The 25372-nt window shown below is 71.0% G+C and carries 1 protein-coding gene; it reads left to right on the top strand.

Going from position 1 to position 25372, the window contains the following annotated elements:
* Positions 1-490 precede the first annotated feature (490 nt).
* Positions 491-25264 (top strand): non-ribosomal peptide synthase/polyketide synthase, encoded by a 24774-nt coding sequence (locus tag P6281_RS15450; protein ID WP_324738412.1) that lies wholly within the window; start codon positions 491-493, stop codon positions 25262-25264.
* Positions 25265-25372: the final 108 nt, after the last annotated feature.

Raw genomic sequence — 25372 nt, 5'->3', positions numbered from 1 at the left:
CGCGCCGCGCTGCTGCATGGGCAATTCCCGTTTGTGATTGAGTGACGCCCGACCAGCGCCCGCCGCCAATCACGCGGCAATAACGGTCACCTCCGCGAAAGGCGTCGGCGAAACCGTCAAACCCCCTGATCCAATCAATACTGTATGTAGCTACACTATCCACGATCAGTACCTCAGGTATCTGAAGTACGGGATTAGCAGGTGCAGTCTACGGTTTTGGGTAATTCACAGGACATTAAGTTTGGATAACCCTGGACTACCGGGGTTCGCGTCTACTAGCCTTCCCAACTGTTGCACTCGTGTTGAAGACGAGATTTCCGGAGTCGGTGAGCGTCGGCCGTTCGATAGCGACACCCGCCAGCCTGGTCGTCTCGGTCAACGACGAACTGCGACGCCGGGGCTACATCGAACGGAAGCGGACCGGGCTTCTGCGCGAGCGGTATCAGACAACCGGGGGGTTGAAAGGAAGACCCTGTGGTTGGGGCGTGGGATGCAGCTTGATCGTCAAGCACTTCCGCTGACGCGCGGACAGCTGGACATCTGGCTGGCGCGCGAGACAGGTCACTCCAACACCGAGTGGCAGCTCGGTCTGTTCGTACGGATCGACGGCGTGGTCCAGCGCGATGCCCTGCAGTGGGCGATCCGGCAGGCGGTGCGGGAGGCCGAGCCGGCCAGGGCGGCCTTCTTCGAGGTGGACGGCCAGGTCTTCCAGCGGGCGATCGATTACCCCGACGTCGAGCTGGCCTTTGACGACCTGACCGACGCGCCCGATCCCGTGCGGGAAGCGCGCCGGCGGGCGCTGGCGATCCAGCGCACGCCCATGCCGCTCACCGGGCCGCTGTTCCGGTTCGTCCTATTTGCGACCCGGCGCGACGAGTTCTTCTTGTTCGCCTGCTGCCACCACATCGTCATCGATGGGACCGGCGTCGCGCTGGTCGGTCACCGCATCGCCTCGATCTACTCCGCGATCGTGTCCGCCGGACCCATTCCCACGGCCGTCTTCGGCTCCTTGCAGGAGCTGATCGACTGCGAATCGCAGTACGAGCGCTCCGGTGATTACCGGGACGACGAGGCGTATTGGACGGCGAACCTGCCCCCCGCCGGCCAGGGCCACCATCGGCCGCCCGACGGCGCCACGGAGCGCGACCCGTGGCCGTCCGCCCCGACGGCCCTGGACCCCGCGGTGCTGCGCCGCGTCAATCGGTTCTGCGAGGCGTGGGCGGTGTCCCAGACATCGGTCATCACCGCGGCCTGCGCGCTGCTGGTGCGCGGGTGGTCCGCCGACGGCTCGGACGTGGTGCTCGATTTCCCCGTCAGCCGGCGCGTACGTCCGGAGCAGAAGACGCTGCCCGGGATGGTCGCCGGCGTGGTGCCGCTGGTGTTGAGCGCCTCGCCGCAGTCCACCGTCGCCGCCTTCTGCAAACACGTCGAGACGCGAATCGACGAAGCGATCCAGCACCAGCGCTTTCCGGTGCACGCGCTGGAGCGCAAGGTCCGCGGCCTGACGCAACCGCCCGAACGGGTCAGCGTCAACTTCATCCCGTCGGCGTTCACGCTGCCCTTCGGCGGCGTCATGGCCTCGGCGTCGTACACGAACTCCGGTCAGGCGGACGGCTTCGGGCTGATCTTCTCCGGCGACGGCGACGACCTCTTCCTCAGCACGGCGGGCGCGTGGGAACCGTGGGCCCACCTCGACGCCGCCGGCCTGGCGGACCGACTCGAACAGCTCTTGGTCGCGATGACGGCCGATCCGACCCGGCGGCTGCTGTCCCTCGACGCCGTCGACGCCGACGAGCGCGCCCGGCTCGACGAATGGGGCAACGCGTCCGCGTTGCGCCGGCCGGCGGCGCCCGTGACCGTGGTCGAGCTGCTCGCCGCGCAGGCGGCGCGCACCCCGGATGCGGTGGCGCTGACGTTCGAAGACCGGTCCATGACCTACCGCGAGCTCGACGAGGCCGCCAACCGGCTGGCGCACGTGCTGGTCGACCGCGGCGCCGGCCCGGGTGCGTTTGTGGCGCTGCTGTTTTCGCGGTCGGCCGAGGCGATCGTGGCGATCCTGGCGGTGCTCAAGTCCGGCGCGGCGTATCTGCCGATCGATCCCGCCCTGCCGGCGGCCCGGGTGGAGTTCATGCTCACCGACGCCGCCCCGGTGGCCGCGGTCACCACCGCCGACCTGGCCGACAGGTTCGACGGCTTCGACCTGATCGTCGTCGACGTGGCCGACCCGGCCGTGGCGGGCGCGCCGTGCACCGCTTTGCGGGCGCCGGATCCGACGGATTTGGCCCATTTGATCTACACCTCGGGCACCACCGGTGTGCCCAAAGGCGTTGCGGTGACTCAACACAACGTCGCGCAGTTGTTCGACGACCTGCGGCTCGGTTTCGCCTTGTCGGCCGAGCAGGTGTGGACCCAATTCCACTCCTATGCGTTCGACTTCTCGGTGTGGGAGATCTGGGGCGCGCTGCTGCATGGCGGGCGCCTGGTCGTCGTGCCGGATGCGGTGGCCCGCTCACCCGAGGAGTTCCACGCCCTGCTGGTGCGCGAGGGCGTCACGGTGTTGACCCAGACCCCCTCGGCGGTGGGGCTGCTGCCCACCGACGGCCTGGACTCCACGGCGTTGGTGATCGGCGCCGAGCCCTGCCCGCCGGAGCTGGTGGACCGCTGGGCGCCGGGTCGGGTGATGGTCAACGTGTACGGCCCGACCGAGACCACGATGTGGGCGTGCAAGAGCGCGCCCTTGACGGCGGGGTCGGGCTTCCCGCCGATCGGCTCCCCGGTGAGCTGGGCGGCGTTCTTCGTGCTCGACGAGTGGTTGCGCCCGGTGCCCGCCGGGGTGGTCGGGGAGCTGTACCTGGCCGGCGAAGGTGTCGGTGTCGGCTATTGGCGGCGTCCCGGGCTGACCGCGTCGCGGTTCATGGCCTGCCCGTTCGGCGAACCCGGCACCCGCATGTACCGCACCGGCGACCTGGTCTGCTGGGGCCGCTCCGGATCCGGGGAGGGGCAGCTGCAGTATCTGGGCCGCGCCGATGAACAGGTTAAGGTGCGTGGGTATCGCATCGAATTGGGCGAGATCCGCGCCGCGCTGCTCGAGGTGGAGGGCGTTGAACACGCGGCGGTGCTCGTCCGTGAAGATCGTGCCGGCGAGAAGCGTCTCGTCGGCTATGTGACAGGAGCCGCTGACCCGACCGATATTCGGGCCCGGTTGGGTCGGCGGCTCCCCACGTACATGGTCCCGTCGGCGGTCGTGGCGCTCGACGCGCTGCCGATGACGGTCAACGGCAAGCTCGACACCCGCGCCCTGCCCGCCCCGGACTACCAGGGCGGCAACGGATATCGCGCCCCGGAAAGCGCCATCGAGGAAATCCTGGCCGGCATCTTCGCCCGGGTCCTCGGCGTCGAACGCGTCGGGATCGACGACTCCTTCTTCCACCTCGGCGGCGACTCGCTGTCCGCGATGCGGCTGGTCTCCGCGGTCAACACCGGCCTCGACGCCCACCTCGGGGTGCGGACCTTGTTCGAGTCGCCCACGGTCGCCGAGCTGGCGCCGCGGGTGTGCGGCGGGGGAAGCACGCTCGCGCGGGTCGTCGCGGCCGAGCGGCCGGCCGTGGTGCCGCTGTCGTTCGCGCAATCCCGCCTGTGGTTCCTCGACCAGCTGCACGGTCCGTCGCCGGTGCACAACATGTCCGTCGCCCTGCGGCTGCGCGGGCCGCTGGACCCCGACGCCATGGGCACCGCGCTGGGCGACGTGGTGGCACGCCATGAAAGCTTGCGCACGGTGTTCGTCGCGTCCGAGGGGACGCCCCGGCAGGTGGTGGTCCCGGTCGAGCGCGCCCGGGTCGGCTGGCAGGTCATCGACGCCGGCGGATGGCCGATCGGCCGGCTGAGCCAGGCCATCGAGACCGAGGCGTGCCACCGATTCGACCTTTCCAACGAAATCCCTTTGCGGGCAAAGCTTTTCCGGCTCGCCGAGGACGACCACGTGTTGGTGGCGGTGGCCCACCACATCGCCGCGGACGGATGGTCGCTGACCCCGCTGGCGCGCGACCTCGGCGCGGCCTACGTGCGCAGGTCCCGCGGGCAGGCCCCGGATTGGGCGCCGCTGCCGGTGCAATACGTCGACTACACGCTATGGCAACGCGCCCAATTCGGTGACCTCGACGATCCGGGCAGCCCCATCGCCGCGCAGCTGAGGTACTGGCAGGACGCGCTGGCCGGGATGCCCGAACGCCTCGAACTGCCGACCGATCGCCCCTACCCGCCGGTCGCCGACCACCGCGGCGCGCGCATCGACGTCGAGTGGCCGGCCGAACTGCAGCAGCGGGTCGCGCAGGTGGCGCGGGCCCACAACGCGACCACCTTCATGGTCGTGCAGGCGGCCCTGGCCGTGCTGCTGTCGAAGGTCAGCGCGAGTTCCGATGTGGCGGTGGGCTTCCCGATCGCCGGCCGCGGCGATCCGGCGCTCGACGATGTCGTCGGCTTTTTCGTCAACACCCTGATTTTGCGGGTCGACCTGAGCGGCGACCCCAGCGTCGCCGAGCTGGTGGCCCGGGTGCGCCAGCGCAGCCTGGCGGCCTACGAACACCAGGACGTACCCTTCGAAGTCCTGGTGGACCGGCTCCATCCCACCCGCGACCTGGCGCATCATCCGCTCGTCCAGGTGGTGTTGGCCTGGCAGAACCTGCCCTGGCAGCACGACGGCCCCGCCGCCGGGCTGGAGCTGGGCGACGTTCGGGTCACCCCGCTGCCGGTCGACACCCAGGTCGCCCGCATGGACCTGGTGTTCTCCCTGGCCGAACGGTGGGACGAGGAGGGCGCGCCCGCCGGCATCGGCGGCATGGTGGAGTTCCGCACCGACGTGTTCGACGCGGACAGCATCGAGACGCTGATCGAGCGGCTGCGCCGGATGCTCGCGGCCATGACCGCCGACCCCGACCGCCCGCTGTCGGCGATCGACCTGCTCGACGCCGCCGAGCGCGAACGGCTCGACGACATCGGCAACCGCGCGGTGTTGACCATGCCGTCCATGGCCGCCCTGGTGTCGATCCCGGCGCTGTTCGCCGCGCAGGTGGCCCGCGGCCCGGGGGCGGTGGCGATCACCTGCGGCGGGCGGTCGTTCACCTACCGCCACCTGTACGAGGCCACAAATCGGTTGGCGCACTTGCTCGTTGAGCGGGGCGCGGGCCCGGGCCAGCGGGTCGCGGTCGCGGTGCCGCGGTCGGCCGAGGCGATCGTGGCGATCCTGGCGGTGCTCAAGACGGGCGCCGCCTACGTGCCGATCGACCCGAGCGTGCCGGCGGCGCGGGTGCAGTTCGTGCTCGGTGACGCCGCGCCGATCGCGGCGGTGACCACCGCCGAGGTGCGGCCGCAGTTGGGTGGCTTCGCCGGGCAGATCATCGACATCGACGACCCCGCCGTCGCCGGCCAGCCCGCCACGGGCCTGCCGGTGCCGTCGGCGGACAGCATCGCCTACCTCATCTACACCTCGGGGTCCACCGGCGTTCCCAAGGGGGTGGCGGTCACCCACAGCAACGTCACCCAGCTGCTGGAGTCCATCGACGCTCAACTCGACGTCGGGCAGGTCTGGACCCAGTGCCATTCCCTGGCTTTCGACTTCTCGGTGTGGGAGGTCTTCGGCGCTCTCCTGCACGGAGGTCGCCTGGTCGTCGTGCCCGACGATGTCGTGCGATCACCAGATGACTTGCGCGCCTTGCTGGTTCGCGAGCAGGTCAGCGTGCTCAGCCAGACGCCGTCGGCGTTCTATGCGCTGCAGAGTGCCGACGCGTTGGCCCCGGAGCTGGGTGAGCAGCTGAAGTTGCAGACGGTGGTGTTCGGTGGGGAGGCGTTGGAGCCGCGCCGGCTGTCGACGTGGCTGCATCACCATCCCGGCCTGCCGCGGATGATCAACATGTACGGCATCACCGAGACCACGGTGCACGCGTCGTTTCGCGAGATCCTTCGCGGCGACGTCGACAACAACGTGAGCCCGATCGGGGTGCCGTTGGGCAACCTCGCCTTCTTCGTGTTCGATGGGTGGCTCCGCCCCGTGCCGGTCGGGGTGGTCGGCGAGTTGTACGTCGCCGGTGGGGGATTGGCCACCGGCTATGTGGGCCGCCCGGGGCTGTCGGCGTCACGATTCGTGGCCTGCCCCTTCGGTGGGCCCGGCGCGCGGATGTATCGCACCGGTGACCTCGTCCGGTGGAGCGCCGACGGGCAGCTGCAGTACATCGGCCGCGCCGACGAGCAGGTCAAGATCCGCGGTTACCGCATCGAGTTGGGCGAGATCCGTGCCGCGCTGGCCGACGTCGAGGGCGTCGAGCAGGCGGCGGTGCTCGTTCGTGAGGATCGTGCCGGCGACAAGCGTCTCGTCGGTTATGTGACCGGAGCCGCCGACCCTTCCGAGATTCGGGCCCGGTTGGGTCGGCGGCTCCCCACCTACATGGTGCCGGCGGCGGTGGTGGTGCTCGACGTGCTGCCGCTGACGGTCAACGGCAAGCTCGACACCCGCGCCCTGCCCGCCCCGGAATACTCCGACGTCGACCGCTACCGGGCGCCGGCGAGCGCCATCGAGGAGATCCTGGCCGGCATCTACGCCCAGGTGCTGGGGGTGGAGCGCGTCGGTGTGGACGACTCCTTCTTCGACCTCGGCGGGGACTCGCTGTCGGCGATGCGCCTGATCGCGGCCGTGAATGCCGCTCTGGATGCCGGGGTTTCGGTGCGCGCGTTGTTCGAGGTGCCCACGGTGGCCCAATTGGCTCCGCGCCTCGACGAGGGTGCGGAACGGCTCTCGCGGGTCGCGGCGGCCGACCGGCCGGCGGTGGTGCCGTTGTCGTTCGCGCAGTCCCGGCTGTGGTTCATCGATCAGCTGCAGGGGCCCTCGCCGATGTACAACATGGCAGCAGCGTTGCGGCTGCGCGGGCCGCTGCAGGTGGAGGCGCTGCGGGCCGCGCTCGTCGACGTGGTGGGCCGCCACGAGAGTTTGCGCACGGTGTTCGCCGTGTCCGACGGGACGCCACAACAGGTGGTGTTGCCCGCCGAGGGGGTCGATATCGGGTGGGAAGTAATAGATGCCGCCGGCTGGTCGCCGGCACGGATAAAGGAGGGCGTTGATGCCGCAGCCGATTATGCATTTGATCTGTCAGCCGAAATACCCTTGCAGGCCAAGCTTTTCCGTGCCTCCGACGACGAGCATGTGCTGGTGGCGGTGGTCCATCATATTGCTGCGGATGGTTGGTCGCTGAATCCTCTGGTGCACGACCTGGGGGTCGCCTATGCCGGCCGCTGCGCCGGACGGGCCCCACAATGGTCTCCGCTGGCGGTGCAGTACGTGGATTACACCCTCTGGCAGCGAGCCCAATTCGGAGACCTCGACGACCCGGAGAGCCCGATCGTCGAGCAGCTCGCGTATTGGGAGCGCACGCTGGCGGGCCTGCCCGAAAGGGTCGAGCTGCCGACGGATCGACCGTACCCGGCGGTGGCCGACTACCGCGGCGCCAACGTGGACATCGACTGGCCGGCCGAGTTGCAGCAACACATCCGCGCGGTGGCGCGGGCGCACAACGCCACCAGTTTCATGGTGGTGCAGGCCGCCCTGGCGGTGCTGCTCGGCAAGATCGCCGCGACTTCCGATGTGGCCGTGGGCTTTCCGATCGCCGGGCGGCGCGATCCCGCCCTGGACGAACTGGTGGGCTTCTTCGTCAACACGTTGGTGCTGCGGGTCGACTTGGCCGGCGATCCCAGCGTTGCCGACGTGTTGGCCCGGGTCCGCCGGAGCAGCCTGGCGGCCTACGAAAATCAGGACGTGCCGTTCGAGTTCCTGGTGGAGCGACTCAACCCCACCCGTTCCCTGGCGCATCATCCGCTGACGCAGGTGATGTTGGCCTGGCAGGGCAACGATCCCGCCGAGCTGAGCCTGGGTGAACTGCGGATCACCGCGGTTCCGGTGCAGACCCGCACCGCGCGTACCGATTTGACGTTCTCCTTGTTCGAACGCCGCAGCGGCGACGGCCGGCCCGCGGGAATCGGCGGCACCGTCGAGTTCCGCACCGACCTGTTCGACGCGGACACCATCCGTGTGCTCACCGAACGGTTGCGGCGGGTGCTGGTCGCCATGGCCGCCGACCCCGGTCGCAGACTCTCGTCGATCGACGTACTGGACGACGACGAGCACGCCCGCCTTGACCAGTGCGCCAATCGTTCGGCATTGCGCCGGCCGAGCGCGGGGGCGTCGGTCCCGGCGCTGTTCGGCGCGTGGGTGCAGCGCGCGCCGCACGCGGTGGCGATCAGGTGCGCTGGGCGATCGTGGACCTACGAGCAAGTGGAGTCGGACGCGAATCGGCTGGCGCACCTGCTGGTTGGCCGCGGTGTGGGCCGCGGCCAGCGCGTGGGCCTGCTGCTCGAGCGCTCGGCCGAGGCCGTGATCGCGATTCTGGGGGTGCTGAAAACGGGGGCGGCCTATGTGCCGATGGACCCGGCGGTGCCGGCGGCGCGGATCGGCTTCATGGTCGCCGACGCCGGCATGCGGGCCGTGGTGACCAGCGCCGAGTTGCGTTCGCGGCTAGGAGAATTCGGCGGGCCGATCGTCGAGGTCGACGACCCGGCCCTGGCGGCGCATCCGGCGACGCCGGTGGCGGCGGGGCCGGCGGCCGACGACGTCGCGCACGTCATTTACACGTCGGGCACCACGGGTACGCCCAAGGGGGTGGCGGTCACCCACGCGAACGTGACGCAGCTGTTCGGTGCGCTGGACGCCGGGGTGGAACTGGGGCCCGATCAGGTGTGGAGCCAGTGCCATTCGCTGGCATTCGATTTCTCGGTGTGGGAGATCTGGGGTGCGCTGCTGCACGGCGGGCGGCTGGTGGTGGTGCCCGATACGGCGGCCCGGTCGCCGGAAGAGTTGCGCGCCAAACTCATTGGCGAGCGCGTCACCGTGTTGACCCAGACGCCGTCGGCGCTGGGGATGCTGTCGCCGCGGGGCTTGGAGACGGTCACGGTGGTGGTGGGCGCCGAACCGTGTCCGGGTGAGCTGGTGGATCGGTGGGCGCCCGGCCGGGTGATGGTCAACGTGTACGGCCCGACGGAGACCACCATGTGGGTGTCGCACAGCCCACCTTTGACAGCGGGGCGGGCGCGGTCCGGGCCACCGGCAATCGGGTCGCCGGTGGCCGGAGCCGCGCTCTTCGTGCTGGACGGGTGCCTGCGCCCGGTGCCCGCCGGGGTGGTGGGGGAGTTGTACGTCGCCGGTGCCGGGGTGGGCGTGGGCTATCTGGGGCGGGCGGGGCTGACGGCGTCGCGATTTGTGGCGTGCCCGTTCGGTGGGGCCGGCGCACGGATGTATCGCACCGGCGACCTCGCCCGATGGGACCGCGACGGACAGTTGCACTATGTCGGCCGCGCCGACGAGCAGGTCAAGATTCGCGGCTATCGCATCGAGTTGGGCGAAATCCGCTCCGCCCTGGCCGAATTGGAGGGTATCGAGCAAGCCGCGGTGCTCGCCCGCGAAGATCGTGCCGGCGAGAGGCGTCTCGTCGGCTATGTGACCGGAGCCGCTGACTCCGCCGACATTCGGGCCCGGTTGGGTCAGCGGCTCCCCACCTACATGGTGCCGGCGGCGGTGGTGGTGCTCGACGCGATGCCGTTGACGGTCAACGGCAAGCTCGACACCGCCGCCCTGCCGGCCCCGGACTACCGGGACGCCGGCCGGTATCGGGCCCCGGACAACGCGGTCGAGGAGACTCTGGTGGGCGTCTACGCCCGGGTGCTCGGCGTCGAACGGGTCGGCGTCGACGATTCCTTCTTCGACCTCGGCGGCGACTCCCTCTCGGCGATGCGTTTGATCACCGCGATCAACGCCGACCTGGACGCCGGGCTGACCGTCCGATCCGTGTTCGAGGCCCCCACGGTCGCGCAGCTGGCGCTCCGGGTCGAGGCCGGCGCCGGCCGCGCCGGACGATTGGTGGCCGGCGAGCGCCCGGCGCTGCTTCCGTTGTCGTTCGCCCAGACCCGCCTGTGGTTCATCGATCAGCTGCAGGGGCCCTCGCCGATGTACAACATGGCGGTCGCCCTGCGCCTTTCCGGCCGCCTGGATGCCGACGCGATGGGGGCCGCCCTGGACGACGTGGTGGCCCGCCACGAAAGCCTGCGGACGATCTTCCTCGCCCCCGAGGGCGCCCCCCAACAGGTCGTGCTGCCCGCCGAACGGGCCGACGTCCACTGGCAGGTCGTCGACGCGACGCGGTGGCCGGCGTCCTGGCTGGCGGAGGCCACCCAGGACGCGGCGCGCTACACCTTCGACCTCGCCACCGAAATCCCGTTGCGGGTATGGCTTTTCCACACCGGCGAGGACGAACACGTGTTGGTGGCGGTCGTCCACCACATCGCCGCCGACGGATGGTCGGTGACCCCGCTGGTGCGCGATCTGGGGGAGGCCTACGCGGCCCGCCGCGGCGGGCGGGCGCCGGATTGGGCGCCGCTGCCGGTGCAATACGTCGACTACACCCTGTGGCAACGGGGCCGATTCGGCGACCTCGACGACCCCGACAGCCCCATCGCGGCGCAACTGGACTATTGGGAGCGCGCCCTGGCCGGGCTGCCGGAACACGTTGAGCTGCCCACGGATCGGCCCTACCCGCTGGTGGCCGACCATCGCGGGTCCAGCGTGGACGTGCACTGGCCGGCCGCCCTGCAGCACCAAGTCGCCGAGCTGGCGCGGGCACACAACGCAACGAGCTTCATGGTCGTCCAGGCGGCCCTGGCGGTGCTGCTGTCCGCGTTGAGCGCGAGTCCCGATGTGGCCGTGGGGTTCCCGATCGCCGGGCGGAGCGACCCCGCCCTGGATGAGGTGGTCGGGTTCTTCGTCAACACCCTGGTTCTGCGGGTCGACCTCAGTGGCGACCCCACCGTCGCCGAACTGCTGGGCCGGGTGCGCCGGCGCAGCCTGGCGGCCTACGAACACCAGGATGTGCCGTTCGAGGTGCTGGTGGAACGGCTCAACCCGGCCCGCGACATGGCGCATCATCCGCTGGTCCAGGTCATGCTGGCCTGGCAGAACAACGACCCCGTCGACATGAGCCTCGGCGACGTGCGGGTGACGCCGCTGCCGCTCGAAACCCAGGTCGCCCGCATGGATCTGGTGTGGTCGCTGGCCGAACGGTGGGACGAGGACGGGGAGCCCGCCGGCATCGCCGGGGCGGTGGAGTTCCGCACCGACGTCTTCGATGCGGCCAGCATCGAGTCACTCGTCACGCGCTTGCAACGCGTGCTGGCCGCCATGACCGCCGACCCCGCCCGGCCGCTGTCCGCGATCGACGTCCTCGACGAATCCGAGCGCGCCCACCTCGACGCCATCGGCAACCGCGCCGTGCTGACCCGGCCCGCGACCGCACGCGCGTCCATCCCGGCCTTGTTCGCCGCGCAGGTGGCACGGGACCCCGAGGCAGTCGCGATCACCTGCGGCGAGCGGGCGTGGACCTACCGTGAAGTGTACGAGATCACAAACCGGTTGGCGCACAGGCTGATTGGTTGCGGCGCCGCGCCGGGCCAGCGGGTCGCGGTGGCGATGCCACGGTCGGCCGAAGCGATCGTGGCGATCCTGGCGGTCCTCAAGACCGGGGCCGCGTATGTGCCGATCGACCCGGCGCTGCCGACCGCCCGCATCGAGTTCATGCTCACCGACGCCGAACCGATCGCGGCGGTGACCACCGCCGAGGTGCGGCCACGGTTGGGCGCATTCGCCGGGCACATCATCGACGTCGACGACCCCGCCCTGGCCACGCAGCCCGCCACCGGGCTGCCGGACCCGTCGCCCGACGACATTGCGTACGTCATCTACACCTCCGGGACCACCGGCGTGCCCAAGGGTGTGGCGGTCACGCACCACAACGTCACCCAGCTGTTGCGGTCGGTGGACGCCCAACTGGACCTGGGGCGGGTGTGGGGCCACTGCCACTCGCCGGCCTTCGACTTCTCGGTCTGGGAGATCTTCGGCGCGCTGCTGCGCGGGGGACGCCTCGTCGTCGTCCCCGACGACATCGTCGGCTCGCCGGAAGACCTGCACGCCTTGCTGATTGCCGAACGCGTCACCGTGCTGAGCCAGACCCCGTCGGCGGTGGCGGCGCTCTCGCCGCACGGGCTGGACTCGGTGGCGCTGGTCGTCGGCGGCGAGCCGTGCCCGGTCGAGGTCATGGACCGGTGGGCCCCCGGACGGGTGATGGTCAATCAATACGGCCCCACCGAGACCACGATGTACGCGGCCATGACGGCGCCGCTGACGGCGGGCTCCGCTCCGGTGCCGATCGGGTCGCCGGTGCCCGGGGCCGCCCTGTTCGTGCTGGACCGATGGTTGCGCGCGGTGCCGCCCGGCGTGGTCGGCGAGCTGTACATCGCCGGACGCGGCGTCGCCGCGGGCTACCTGGGCCGGGCGGCGCTGACGGCCTCGCGGTTCGTGGCGTGCCCGTTCGGCGGTAACGGAACGCGGATGTATCGCACCGGGGACGTGGTGCGCTGGGGCCGCGACGGTCAGCTGGAGTACCTCGGTCGCGCCGACGAGCAGGTCAAGATCCGCGGCCACCGCATCGAACTGGGCGAAATCCGCTCCGCCCTCGCCGAATTGGACGGCGTCGAGCAGGCCGCGGTGATCGCCCGGAACGACCCTGCCGCCGCGCGGCTGGTGGGCTACGTGACCGGGACCGCCGACCCGTCCGAGACCCGGGCGCGGCTCGCCGAGCGGCTGCCGTCCTACATGGTGCCGTCGGCGGTGGTGGTGCTGGACGCGTTGCCGTTGACGGCCAACGGCAAGCTCGACACCCGCGCCCTGCCGGCACCGGACTACCAGGGCGGCAACGGATATCGCGCTCCGGAAAACGCCATCGAGCAGATCTTGGCCGGCATCTACGCCCAGGTGCTGGGCGTCCAACGGGTCGGGGTGGACGACTCGTTCTTCGACTTGGGCGGCGACAGCATCCTGTCGATGCAGGTGGTGGCCCGGGCTCGCGCGGCCGGCGTAATGTGCCGGCCCCGCGATGTTTTCGTCGAGCAGTCGGTGGCCCGGCTGGCGCGGGTCGTCACGCTGGCCACCGGCGAGGACGACGTGGTCGACGAGGGGATCGGGCCGGTGGTGGCCACCCCGATCATGCGTTGGCTGCGCGACATGGACGGCCCCATCGAGCAGTTCAACCAGACCATGGTGCTGGCGGCGCCCGCCGGGGTGGGCCAGGCTGACGTGGCGGTCGTGCTGCAGGCGCTGCTGGACCGCCATCCCACGCTGCGGCTCTGCGTCGACGACGACGGGGCCGGCGGCTGGGACATACACGTTCCCGAAGCGGGCTCGGTGGACGCCCGGGCCTGCCTGCGCACCGTCGACGCGCTCTCGGAGGAGGCGCTGATGCGGGCCCGCGCGCGGCTGAACCCCGGCGCCGGCGTGCTGGTGTGCGCGGTATGGGCAAGCGCGACAAACCAATTGGCATTGATCGTCCACCACCTGGCCGTCGACGGTGTGTCCTGGCGGACCCTGATCGAGGACCTCAACATCGCCTGGGCCCAACATCACCGCGGCCAACCGATCGAGCTGCCCGCCCCCGGCACCTCGTTCGCCCGCTGGTCGTCGCTACTGGCCCAGCACGCGAAGGATCCGGCGGTGACCGAGCTGGCGGAGGTGTGGCGGCGAATCACCGAGACGCCGCCGGCGTTGCCGCCCGCCCAGCCGTGGGACACCTATGAGACGGCCGGGCAGTTGTCGGCGGCGCTGGACGCCGAGACGACCCGCCAGCTGCTGGGCGAGGTGCCCGCCGCGTTTCACGCCGGGGTGCAAGACATCCTGCTGATCGCCTTCGGGCTGGCATTCACCGAATTCCTGGGAACGGCGAGGCCGATCGGCATCGACGTCGAGGGCCACGGGCGCAACGAGGAACTGGCCCCCCACGTGCACCTGTCCCGCACCGTCGGGTGGTTCACCGCCAAGTACCCGGTGGCCCTCGACGTCGGCGGGCTGGACTGGGCTCGCGTGGTCGCGGGTGAGGCCGCGCTGGGGGCGGTGATCAAGGACGCCAAGGAGCAGTTGCGCGGGCTGCCCGACGGCCTGACCTACGGGCTGTTGCGCTACCTGAATCCCGAAGCGGACCTGGGCGGTCCGGACCCGGCCATCGGCTTCAACTACCTGGGCCGCCTCGGGGGAGCGCCCGCCGAATCGTCCGACGGGCTATGGCAACTCAGCCCGAACAGCCACGCGCTGGGCGCCGCGGCGGCGGCGGCGGCCCTGCCGTTGCCGCACACGGTGGAACTCAACGCCGGCACCATGGACACCGAGGACGGCCCGCACCTGCACGCCAGCTGGACGTGGGCGTCCTCGGCGCTCACCCACGATCAGGTAAACCGGTTGAGCCGGTTGTGGTTTGACGCCCTGGCCGGCATCTGCGCACACGTGCGCCGCGACGGCGGCGGGCTGACGCCGTCGGACATCGCACCGGCCCGCCTGGACCAGCAGCAGATCGACGAACTCGAGCGGCGATACGACGTCGCCGATATCCTGCCGTTGACCCCGCTGCAGCAGGGGCTGCTCTTTCATTCGACGACGCAACCCGACGGCGACGTGTACGCGGTGCAGCTGACCATCACGCTGCGCGGCGGCCTCGACCCCCAGCGGCTCCACCACGCCGTGCAGAACGCCGTCGCCCGCCACCCCAACCTCGCCGCCCGATTCTGCTCCGGCTTCGGCGACCCGGTGCAGATCATCCCGGTCACCCCCGAAATCGCCTACCGCCACGTCGAACTCGACGGCGACGCCGACGACATCGACGACCAGGTCCGGCGGATGTCCGCCGCAGAACGCGCCGCGGTGCGAGACCTCGACGACCAGCCACCCCTGCGGGCCACGCTGATTCGCACCGCGGACCAGGAATTCCGGTTCGTGCTCACCGTCCACCACATCGTGATGGACGGCTGGTCACTACCGATCCTGCTGCAGGAGATCTTCGCCTGCTACTACGGGTCGCGGCTACCGGCTGCGCCGCCCTACCGCCGCTTCGTCACCTGGCTGGCGGCCCGCGACGCTCCGGCCGCCCGCGCCGCGTGGCGCGACGCGCTCGACGGTTTCGACACCCCCGCCCTGGTGGGCCCGGCGGGTCGGGCGGAGCTCGGGCCGCGGGGAGCCGCCGCTGTCCGGCTCTCCGCCGAAACCACCGGTGCGCTCGGCGAACTCGCCCGCTCCTGCCGCACCACCCTCAACACCGTGCTGCAGGCCGCCTGGGCGCAACTGCTGATGTCGCTGACCGGCCGGCACGACGTCGCCTTCGGCACCGCGGTGTCCGGCCGGCCGGCGGAATTGCCCGGCGCCGAATCCATGGTGGGCCTGCTGATCAACACCGTGCCGGTGCGCGCCCAGGCCACCGCGACGACGACCGTCGCCGAATTTCTGGACCGGCTGCAACGCGCCCACAACGACACCGTCGAGCACCAGCACCTGGCGCTGAACGAAATCCACCGCGTCACCGGACACGACCAACTGTTCGACACGTTGCTGGTGTACGAGAACTATCCGATCGACGCCGCCGCGCTATCGGCGGCCGACGACCTGACCGCCACCGAATTCACCAGCCACGACTACAACCACTACCCGCTGTCGCTGCAAGCCGTGCCGGGCGACGAACTGCGCCTGCGCATCGAATTCGACACCGACGTCTTCGAACCCGCCGCCGTCGACGCCCTGGCCGACCGCCTGCGCCGGCTCCTGACGGCCATGCCCGCCGATCCGGATCGGCCGTTGCGATCACTGGATGCGCTCGACGCGCCGGAGCGCGCCCAGCTGCAACTGTGGGGAAACCAAGCAGTGCTGGCCGCCGAGTCGAGCGCCGCCCTATCGCTCCCGGCGCTGTTCGCCGCGCAGGTCTCCCGCGTCCCCGACGCGGGAGCGGTCACTTTCGAGGGCCGTTCGATGACCTACCGCGAACTCGACGAGGCATCGAACCGATTGGCGCACAGGCTGATCGAGCGCGGCGCGGGGCCCGGGGAGTGCGTGGCGCTGCTGTTCCCGCGTTCGGCCGAGGCGATCGTGGCGATCCTCGCGACGCTCAAGGCGGGGGCCGCCTACCTGCCGATCGACCCCGCGCTGCCCGCGGCGCGCCTCGAGTTCATGCTCGGCGACGCCACCCCGGTCGCCGCGGTCGCCGCCGCCGGCCTGCGGGCCCGGCTGGACGGATTCGAGCTGCCGGTCCTCGACGCCGGCGAGGCCGACGCCGGGCCCACCGGGCCGTTGCCGGCGCCCGCGCCCGAGAACATCGCCTACGTCATCTACACCTCGGGGACGACCGGCGTCCCCAAAGGTGTTGCGGTGACCCACCGCAACGTCACCCAGCTGCTGGAATCGCTGCACGCGACGCTGCCCGAGGCGGGGGTATGGTCACAATGCCACTCGTACGGCTTCGACGTCTCGGTGCAGGAGATCTGGGGCGCGCTGGCCTGCGGCGGTCGGCTGGTGGTGGTGCCCGAGTCGGTGACACGCTCACCGGACGAGCTGCACGCCCTGCTGGCCGCCGAGCGGGTGAGCGTGCTGAGCCACACCCCGTCGGCGCTGACCGCTCTGTCACCGCGAAAGCTGCGCTCGGCGTTGATCATCGGCGGCGAGCCCTGCCCGGCCGCGCTCGCGGACCAATGGGCGCCGGGCCGCGTGATGATCAACGCCTACGGCCCGACGGAAACCACCGTGGACGCGACGCTCAGTGCGCCGCTGACCGCGGGCGCCGGAGCGCCGCCCCTGGGGTCGCCGGTGCCCGGGGCGGCGCTGTTCGTGCTGGACGACTGGCTGCGGCCGGTGCCCGCCGGTGCGGTCGGTGAGCTGTACGTGGCGGGGCACGGGGTCGCCGTCGGGTATCCGCGCCGTCCCGGTTTGACGGCGTCGCGGTTCGTCGCCTGTCCGTTCGGCGCGGCCGGTGCGCGCATGTACCGCACCGGGGACCTGGTGCGGTGGGCGCCGGACGGGCGGCTGCACTACGTCGGCCGCGCCGACCACCAGGTCAAGATCCGCGGCCACCGCATCGAGCTGGGCGAAATCCAGTCCGCGCTCGCCGAATTGGACGGCGTCGGGCGGGTCGCGGTGATCGCCCGCGAGGACACGCCCGGCGACAAGCGGCTCGTCGGCTACATCACCGGCACCGCCGACCCGGTCGAGCTGCGCGCCCGGCTGGCCGACCGGCTGCCGGCCTACCTGGTGCCGGCCGCGGTGGTGGCGATCGAGGCATTGCCCCTGACACCGAACGGCAAACTCGACACCGGGGCCCTGCCGGCGCCCGAATACACCGGCGGCCGGTATCGGGCGCCGGCCACGCCCACCGAGGAGATCTTGGCCGGCATCTACGCCCAGGTGCTCGGGCTCGAGCGCGTCGGCGCGGACGACTCCTTCTTCGACCTGGGCGGGGATTCGCTGTCGGCCATGCGGGTGATCGCCGCGATCAACTCCGGTCTCGACGCGCACCTCGGCGTGCGAACGCTGTTCGAAGCGCCCACAATCGGCGAGCTGGCGGCGCGCGTCAGCGCGAACGGCGGGCTCCTGGCCGGCGTGGAGCGTCGCGAGCGGCCGGCGGTGGTGCCGTTGTCGTTCGCCCAATCGCGGCTGTGGTTCATCGATCAGCTGCACGGCCCGTCGCCGGTGTACAACATGGCGGCGGCACTGCGCCTCGCCGGGCGCCTGGACGCCGGTGCGCTGGGTGCCGCGTTCGCCGACGTGGTGGCGCGGCACGAGAGTTTGCGGACGGTGTTCGCCGCCACCGAGGGCATACCGCAGCAGGTGGTGCTGTCGCCCGATCGGGCCGACGTCACATGGCAGACCATCGACGCCACCGGCTGGTCACCGGCCCGGCTGGAGGGCGCCATCCGCGACGCGGCCCGGCACACCTTCGACCTGGCGACCGAAATCCCGCTGCGGGCAATGCTTTTCCGGGTGAGCGACGAGGAACACGTGCTGGTGGCCGTGGTGCACCACATCGCGGCCGACGGGTGGTCGCTGACTCCGCTGGTGCGCGACCTGGCGCTCGCCTATGCCAGCCGGTCGGTCGGGGATGCGCCGGGCTGGGCGCCGCTGCCGGTGCAGTACGTCGACTACACGCTCTGGCAGCGCGCCCAGTTCGGTGACCTGGAAGACCCGGGCAGCCCGATCGCCGCGCAGCTCGCGTACTGGGAGGAGGCGCTGGCCGGCCTGCCGGAACGGCTGGAACTGCCCACCGATCGTCCGTATCCGTTGGTGGCCGATTTCCGCGGGGCCAGCGTGGCCGTCGACTGGCCCGCGGAGTTGCAGCAGCGGGTGCGCGCGGTGGCGGGCGCGCATAACGCGACGAGCTTCATGGTGGTGCAGGCCGCGCTGGCGGTGCTGTTGGCCAAGATCAGCGCGAGTTCGGATGTGGCGGTGGGCTTCCCGATCGCCGGGCGGCGCGATCCGGCCCTCGACGATGTGGTGGGCTTCTTCGTCAACACCTTGGTGCTGCGCGTCGATCTCGGCGGCGACCCCACGATTGCCGAACTACTGGCGCGGGTGCGCCAACGCAGCCTGGCCGCCTACGAGCATCAGGACGTGCCGTTCGAGGTCCTCGTCGAACGGCTCAACCCGGCCCGCAGCCTCGCGCACCATCCGCTGGTGCAGGTCATGCTGGCCTGGCAGAACGACGAACCCACCGACGTGAGCCTGGGCGACGTGCGCGTCACCGCGCTGCCGGTCGACACCCGCACCGCCCGCACGGATCTCGCGTGGTCGCTGGCCGAACGCTGGAGCGTCGACGGCCGGCCCGCCGGCATCGGCGGTGCCGTGGAGTTCCGCACCGACGTGTTCGACACCGCCACCATCGAGGCGCTGATCACCCGGCTGCATCGCGTACTGGAAGCCATGACCGCCGACCCCGCCCGGCGGCTGTCGTCGATCGACGTGCTCGGCCCCGACGAGCACGCCCGCCTCGACGCGATCGGCAACCGCGCGGCGCTGACCCGGCCACCGCACGCATCGGCCTCGACCCGGGCCTCGATCCCGGCGCTGTTCGCCGCCCACGTCGCGCGCACCCCCGAAGCGGTGGCGCTGAGCGACCGGGACCGTTCGATGACCTACCGCGAATTCGATGAGTCCACAAACCGGTTGGCGCACTTGCTCGTTGAGCGGGGAGCGCGGCCGGGGCGGTGCGTCGCCGTCCTGATGGAGCGCTCGGCGCCCGCGATCGTCGCGATCGTGGCGGTGCTGAAGACGGGGGCCGCCTACCTGCCGATCGACCCGGCGATGCCGGACACCCGGGTCGCATTCATGCTGACCGACGCCGCACCGATCGTCGCCCTCACCACCGCGGAACTGCGAGACCGGCTCGACGGTTTCGACGGAGCTGTCATCGACGCCGACGACCCCGCCGTGCACACCCGGCCCGCCACCGCCCTGCCGCCGCCGGCCGACGACAACATCGCCTACGTCATCTACACCTCCGGCACCACCGGCACCCCCAAGGGCGTGGCGGTCACCCACCACAACGTCACCCACCTGCTCGCCTCGCTGCACGACCGGCCGGCGCCGGCGGGGGTGTGGAGCCAGTGCCATTCGCTGGCCTTCGACTTCTCGGTGTGGGAGATCTTCGGCGCCCTGCTGGGCGGCGGACGCCTGCTGGTCGTGCCCGACGAGGTGGTGCGCTCGCCGGAAGACCTGCACGCCTTGCTGATCGCCGAGAACGTCAGCGTGCTGAGCCAAACCCCGTCGGCGTTCTCGGCGCTGCAGAGCCTGGACGGCGCGCGGTCGGGCCCGCGGCTCAACGTCCGGGCCCTCGTGTTCGGGGGCGAAGCGCTGAGCCCGCAACGGCTGGCGAAGTGGCTCGACAGCCATCCCCACCGGCCGCGCGTGATCAACATGTACGGCATCACCGAGACGACGGTGCACGCCTCCTACCGGGAGATCGTCGACAACGACATCGACACCAACGCCAGCCCCATCGGAATGCCATTGGCGCATCTGGGATTTTTCGTGCTCGACGCGTGGCTGCGGCCGGTGCCCGAGGGTGTGACGGGCGAGCTGTACATCGCCGGTTCCGGCGTCGCGGCCGGTTACGTCGGCCGGGCCGGCCTGACGGCGTCCCGGTTCGTCGCCTGCCCGTTCGGCGAGGACGGCGCGCGCATGTACCGCACCGGGGATCTGGTGCGGTGGGGCCCGGGCGGACAGCTGCACTATCTCGGCCGCGCCGACGAGCAGGTCAAGATCCGCGGCTACCGCATCGAGCTCGGCGAGATCCAGTCCGCGCTCACCGAATTGGACGGCATCGAACAGGCCGCGGTCGTCGCCCGCGAGGACCGGCCCGGCGACAAACGGCTCGTCGGCTACATCACCGGGACCGCCGATCCGGTCGAGGTCCGCGCCCGGCTGGCCGAGCATCTGCCGGCCTACATGGTCCCGGCCACGGTGCTCGCCGTCGACGCAATGCCGCTGACCGCCAACGGAAAACTCGACACCCGCGCGCTGCCCGCACCCGACCACTCGCACCGGTCGCAGGGCTCCGATCACTACCGCGCCCCGACCACCGCCGTCGAGCGGGCCCTGGCCGACATCTACACCCACGTCCTGGGCGTCGAGAACGTCGGGATCGACGACTCCTTCTTCGACCTCGGCGGGGACTCGCTGTCGGCCATGCGCCTGGTCGCGGAGGTCAACGCCGGCCTCGACGTCCACCTCGGCGTGCGGGCCCTGTTCGAGGCGCCCACCATTCGCCGGCTGGCGGCGCGCCTGGGCACCGACGGCGGAGCGCGCGCGCCGCTGGTGGCCGCCGAGCGGCCGGAGATGGTGCCGTTGTCGTTCGCCCAGTCGCGGCTGTGGTTCATGGGCCAATTGCACGGGACCTCACCGGTGCACAACATGGCGATCGCGTTGCAGCTGCACGGGCGCCTGGACGCCGAGGCCTTCGGCGCGGCGCTGGCCGACGTGATGGCCCGCCACGAGAGCCTGCGGACGAGGTTCCCGGCGCGGGAGGGGATACCGCGGCAGCTGGTCGTCGATGTGGACGACGCCGACTGCGGCTGGCAGATCAGCGACGCGCGCGGGTGGTCGACCACCCGGCTGGGCAACGCGGTCGAGACCCTGGTGGGTCACCGGTTCGACCTGGCCACCGAAATCCCGCTGCGGGCAATGCTTTTCCGGGTGAGCGACGACGAACACCTGCTGGTGGCCGTGGTGCACCACATCGCCGCCGACGGGTGGTCGCTCACCCCGCTGGTGCGCGACCTGGGGGAGGCCTACGCCAGCCGCTCGGCCGGCTGCGCCCCGGACTGGGCGCCGCTGCCGGTGCAGTACGTCGACTACACGCTCTGGCAGCGCGCCCAATTCGGCGAACTGCAGGATCCGCACAGCCTGATCGCCGGACAGCTGCGGTATTGGGAACACACCCTGGCCGGAATGCCCGAGCAGCTCGAATTGCCCACGGACCGTCCGTATCCGTTGGTGGCCGATTTCCGCGGCGCGAGCGTGGCCGTCGACTGGCCGGCGGAGTTGCAGCAGCGGGTGCGCGCGGTGGCGGGCGCGCATAACGCGACGAGCTTCATGGTGGTGCAGGCCGCGCTGGCGGTGCTGTTGGCCAAGGTCAGCGCGAGTTCTGATGTGGCGGTGGGCTTCCCGATCGCCGGGCGGCGCGACCCGGCCCTCGACGATGTGGTGGGCTTCTTCGTCAACACCTTGGTGCTGCGCGTCGATCTCGGCGGCGACCCCACGATGGCCGAACTACTGGCGCGGGTGCGCCAACGCAGCCTGGCCGCCTACGAGCATCAGGACGTGCCGTTCGAGGTCCTCGTCGAACGGCTCAACCCGGCCCGCAGCCTCGCGCACCATCCGCTGGTGCAGGTCATGCTGGCCTGGCAGAACACCGACTCAGCGGAGCTGAGCCTGGGCGACGTGCGCGTCACCCCGCTGCCGGTCGACACCCGCACCGCGCGTATGGATCTCGCGTGGTCGCTGGCCGAACGCTGGAGCGCCGACGGCCGGCCCGAGGGCATCGGCGGGGCCGTGGAGTTCCGCACCGACGTGTTCGACACCGCCACCATCCAACGTCTGATCGAACGATTGCAGCGGGTGCTGGAGGCCATGACCGCTGACCCCGCCCGGCGGCTGTCGTCGATCGACGTGCTCGGCCCCGACGAGCACGCCCGCCTCGACGCGATCGGCAACCGCGCGGTGCTGGACGGCCCGTCGCGCCCGCCGATGTCGATCCCCGAGGTGTTCGCCGACCACGTCGCGCGCACCCCGCAAGCGGTGGCCGTCACCCATGGGGCGGACTCGTGGACATACCGCGAACTCGACCAGTCATCAAACCGACTGGCGCACTTGCTCGTTGACCACGGTTGCGGGCCGGGGCAGTGCGTGGCGCTGCTCACCGAGCGCTCGGCGCGGGCCGTCGTCGCCATCCTGGCGGTGCTCAAAACCGGGGGCGCGTACGTCCCGATCGACCCAGGCCTGCCCGCCGCCCGAATCGACTTCATGCTCGCCGACGCCGCACCGGCGGCGGTGCTCACCACCGCCGAACACCGCTCGCGCCTCGACGATTTCGACGTGCTCGTCATCGATATCGATGACCCGGCGATCCAGCACCGGCCCACCACGGCGTTGCCGGCGCCGGCGCCGCACCACATCGCGTACACGATCTACACCTCGGGCACCACCGGAGTTCCCAAGGGCGTGGCGGTCACCCACCACAACGCCACCCAATTGTTCGCCTCCCTGGGGGCCGCCGGTCTGCCCGCGGCACCGGCACGGGTGTGGAGCCACTGCCATTCCCTGGCGTTCGACTTCTCGGTGTGGGAGATCTTCGGCGCGCTGCTGCACGGCGGGCGGGTGCTCGTCGTACCGGACGAGGTCGTGCGTTCCCCGAAAGACCTGCACGCCTTGCTCGTTGCCGAACGCGTCGACATGCTGACCCAGACACCGTCCGAGGTGACGATGCTCTCGACCGAGGGCCTGGAGTCCGCGGTGCTGGCGGTCGCGGGCGAAGCGTGCCCGGCCGAAATCGTGCAGCGGTGGGCGTCCGGGCGGGTGATGGTCAACGTCTACGGCCCCACCGAGATCACGATCGTCGCGGCCGTCAGCGCGCCGCTGACACCGGGACCCGAAGCGCCGCCGATCGGTTCGCCGGTATCCGGGGCCGCGCTGTTCGTGCTCGACGGATGCCTGCAGCCGGTGCCCGCGGGCGTGGTCGGCGAGCTGTACGTGGCCGGCGGCGGCGTGTCGACCGGTTACCTGGGCCGGCCCGGTCTGACCGCGTCCCGGTTCGTGGCGTGCCCCTTCGGCGGGGAGGGCGCGCGCATGTATCGCACCGGCGACCTGGCGTCGTGGGGTTCCGACGGGCAGCTGCGCTACGTCGGGCGCGCCGACGAACAGGTCAAGATCCGCGGGTATCGCATCGAACTCGGCGAAATCCAATCCGCGCTGGCCGCGCTGGACGGTGTGGAGCAGGCGCTGGTGATCGCCCGCGAGGACCGCCCGGGCGACAAGCGTCTGGTCGGCTACATCACCGGGACGGCCAACCCGGCCGAACTCCGCACCCTGCTGGCCGACCGGCTGCCCGCCTACATGGTGCCGGCCGCGGTGGTGGTGCTCGACAGGCTGCCGCTGACACCCGCCGGCAAACTCGACGTCCGCGCCCTGCCCGCCCCCGATTACCAGGGCGGCGACGACTACCTCGCCCCGGCCACCGCGGTCGAGGAGATCCTGGCCTGGCTCTACGCCCAGGTGCTGGGCCTCGAGCGGGTCGGGGTGCAGGAGTCGTTCTTCGACCTGGGCGGGGATTCCCTGTCGGCCATGCGCCTGGTCGCCGCGATCTACAACGCCCTCGACATCCACCTGCCCGTGCGCGCCGTCTTCGAGGCGCCGTCGGTGCGCAGCCTGAGCCAGCAGCTCAACCGCGATCACGATGCCGGGGAAGGCCACCAGGGCGACTTCGCGTCGGTGCACGGCCGCGACGCCACCGAGGTGTACGCCTGCGACCTCACGCTGGACAAGTTCATCGACGCCCCGACGCTGGCCGCCGCGCCGTCGCTGCCGGGGCCGAGCGCCGAGGTGCGCACGGTGCTACTGACCGGGGCCACCGGCTTTTTGGGTCGCTACCTGGTGCTGCAATGGCTGGAACGGTTGGAACTGGCCGACGGCAAGCTGATCTGCCTGGTGCGGGCCACCTCCGACGAGGATGCGCGGCGCCGGCTGCAGAGGACCTTCGACCCCCCCGGGTTTGCAGGGGACCCCGCTTTGCGGCGGTATTTCGACGAGCTCGCCGCCGACCACCTCGAGGTCATCGCCGGCGACAAGGGCCGCACCAATCTCGGCCTGGACGAACAGACCTGGCAGCGGCTGGCCGACACCGTCGACCTCATCGTCGACTCCGCGGCGGTGGTCAACGGCGTGCTGCCCTACAGCGAGCTGTTCGCCCCCAACGTCGCCGGCACCGCCGAGCTGATCCGGCTCGCGCTGACCACCAAACTCAAGCCGTACACGTATGTCTCGACCGCCAACGTCGGCGACCAGATCGAGCCGGCCGCGTTCACCGAGGACGCCGACGTCCGCGTCGCCGGCCCGATCCGCACGATCGACGGCAGCTACGGCAACGGCTACGGCAACAGCAAGTGGGCCGGCGAGGTGCTGCTGCGCGAGGCCCACGACCTGTGCGCGCTGCCCGTCGGCGTGTTCCGCTGCGACATGATCCTGGCCGACACCACCTACGCCGGCCAGCTCAACCTGTCCGACATGTTCACCCGGTTGCTGTTCAGCGTCGTGGCCAGCGGCGTCGCGCCGCGCTCGTTCTACCAGCTCGACGCCCGCGGCAACCGGCAACGCGCGCACTTCGACGCCCTGCCGGTCGAGTTCGTCGCCGAGTCGATCACCACGCTGGGCGCCCAGGTGGGCCGCGATTCGGCCGCAGGGTTCGAGACCTATCACGTGATGAACCCGCACGACGACGGCATCGGGCTCGACGAGTACGTCGACTGGGTCATCGAGGCCGGCTATCCGATCGAGCGGGTCGACGACTTCGGGGAGTGGCTGCACCGGATGGAGACCGCGCTGCACGCCCTGCCGGAACGCCAGCGCCACCAGTCGGTGCTGCAGCTGCTGCAGTTGCGCAACGCCCAACACGTGCCGCCGGCGGACCCGGCGCGCGGCTGCCTGGGACCGACCGAACGGTTCCGCGCCGCGGTGCAGGAAGCCAAAATCGGCCCCGATAACGACATCCCGCACATCACCGCGGCGGTGATCGTCAAATACGTGACCGACCTGCGGCTGCTCGGTCTGCTCTGAAATATTTTGGCCTGCAGCGTATTTCGCCGCCGTGTCCGAAGTCGTCGTCGCCACGCCTCCCGCTGACTACCATGACCGTAGAACGCGACGGTCCCGCCGCCGGAGAGG

Origin of the sequence: Mycobacterium sp. 5-140-3-2 (assembly GCF_035666375.1) — a bacterium.
GTDB lineage: Bacteria > Actinomycetota > Actinomycetes > Mycobacteriales > Mycobacteriaceae > Mycobacterium > Mycobacterium intracellulare.
Note: the sequence above shows the minus strand (reverse complement) of the source record. Positions and strands in the feature narration are given on the sequence as shown.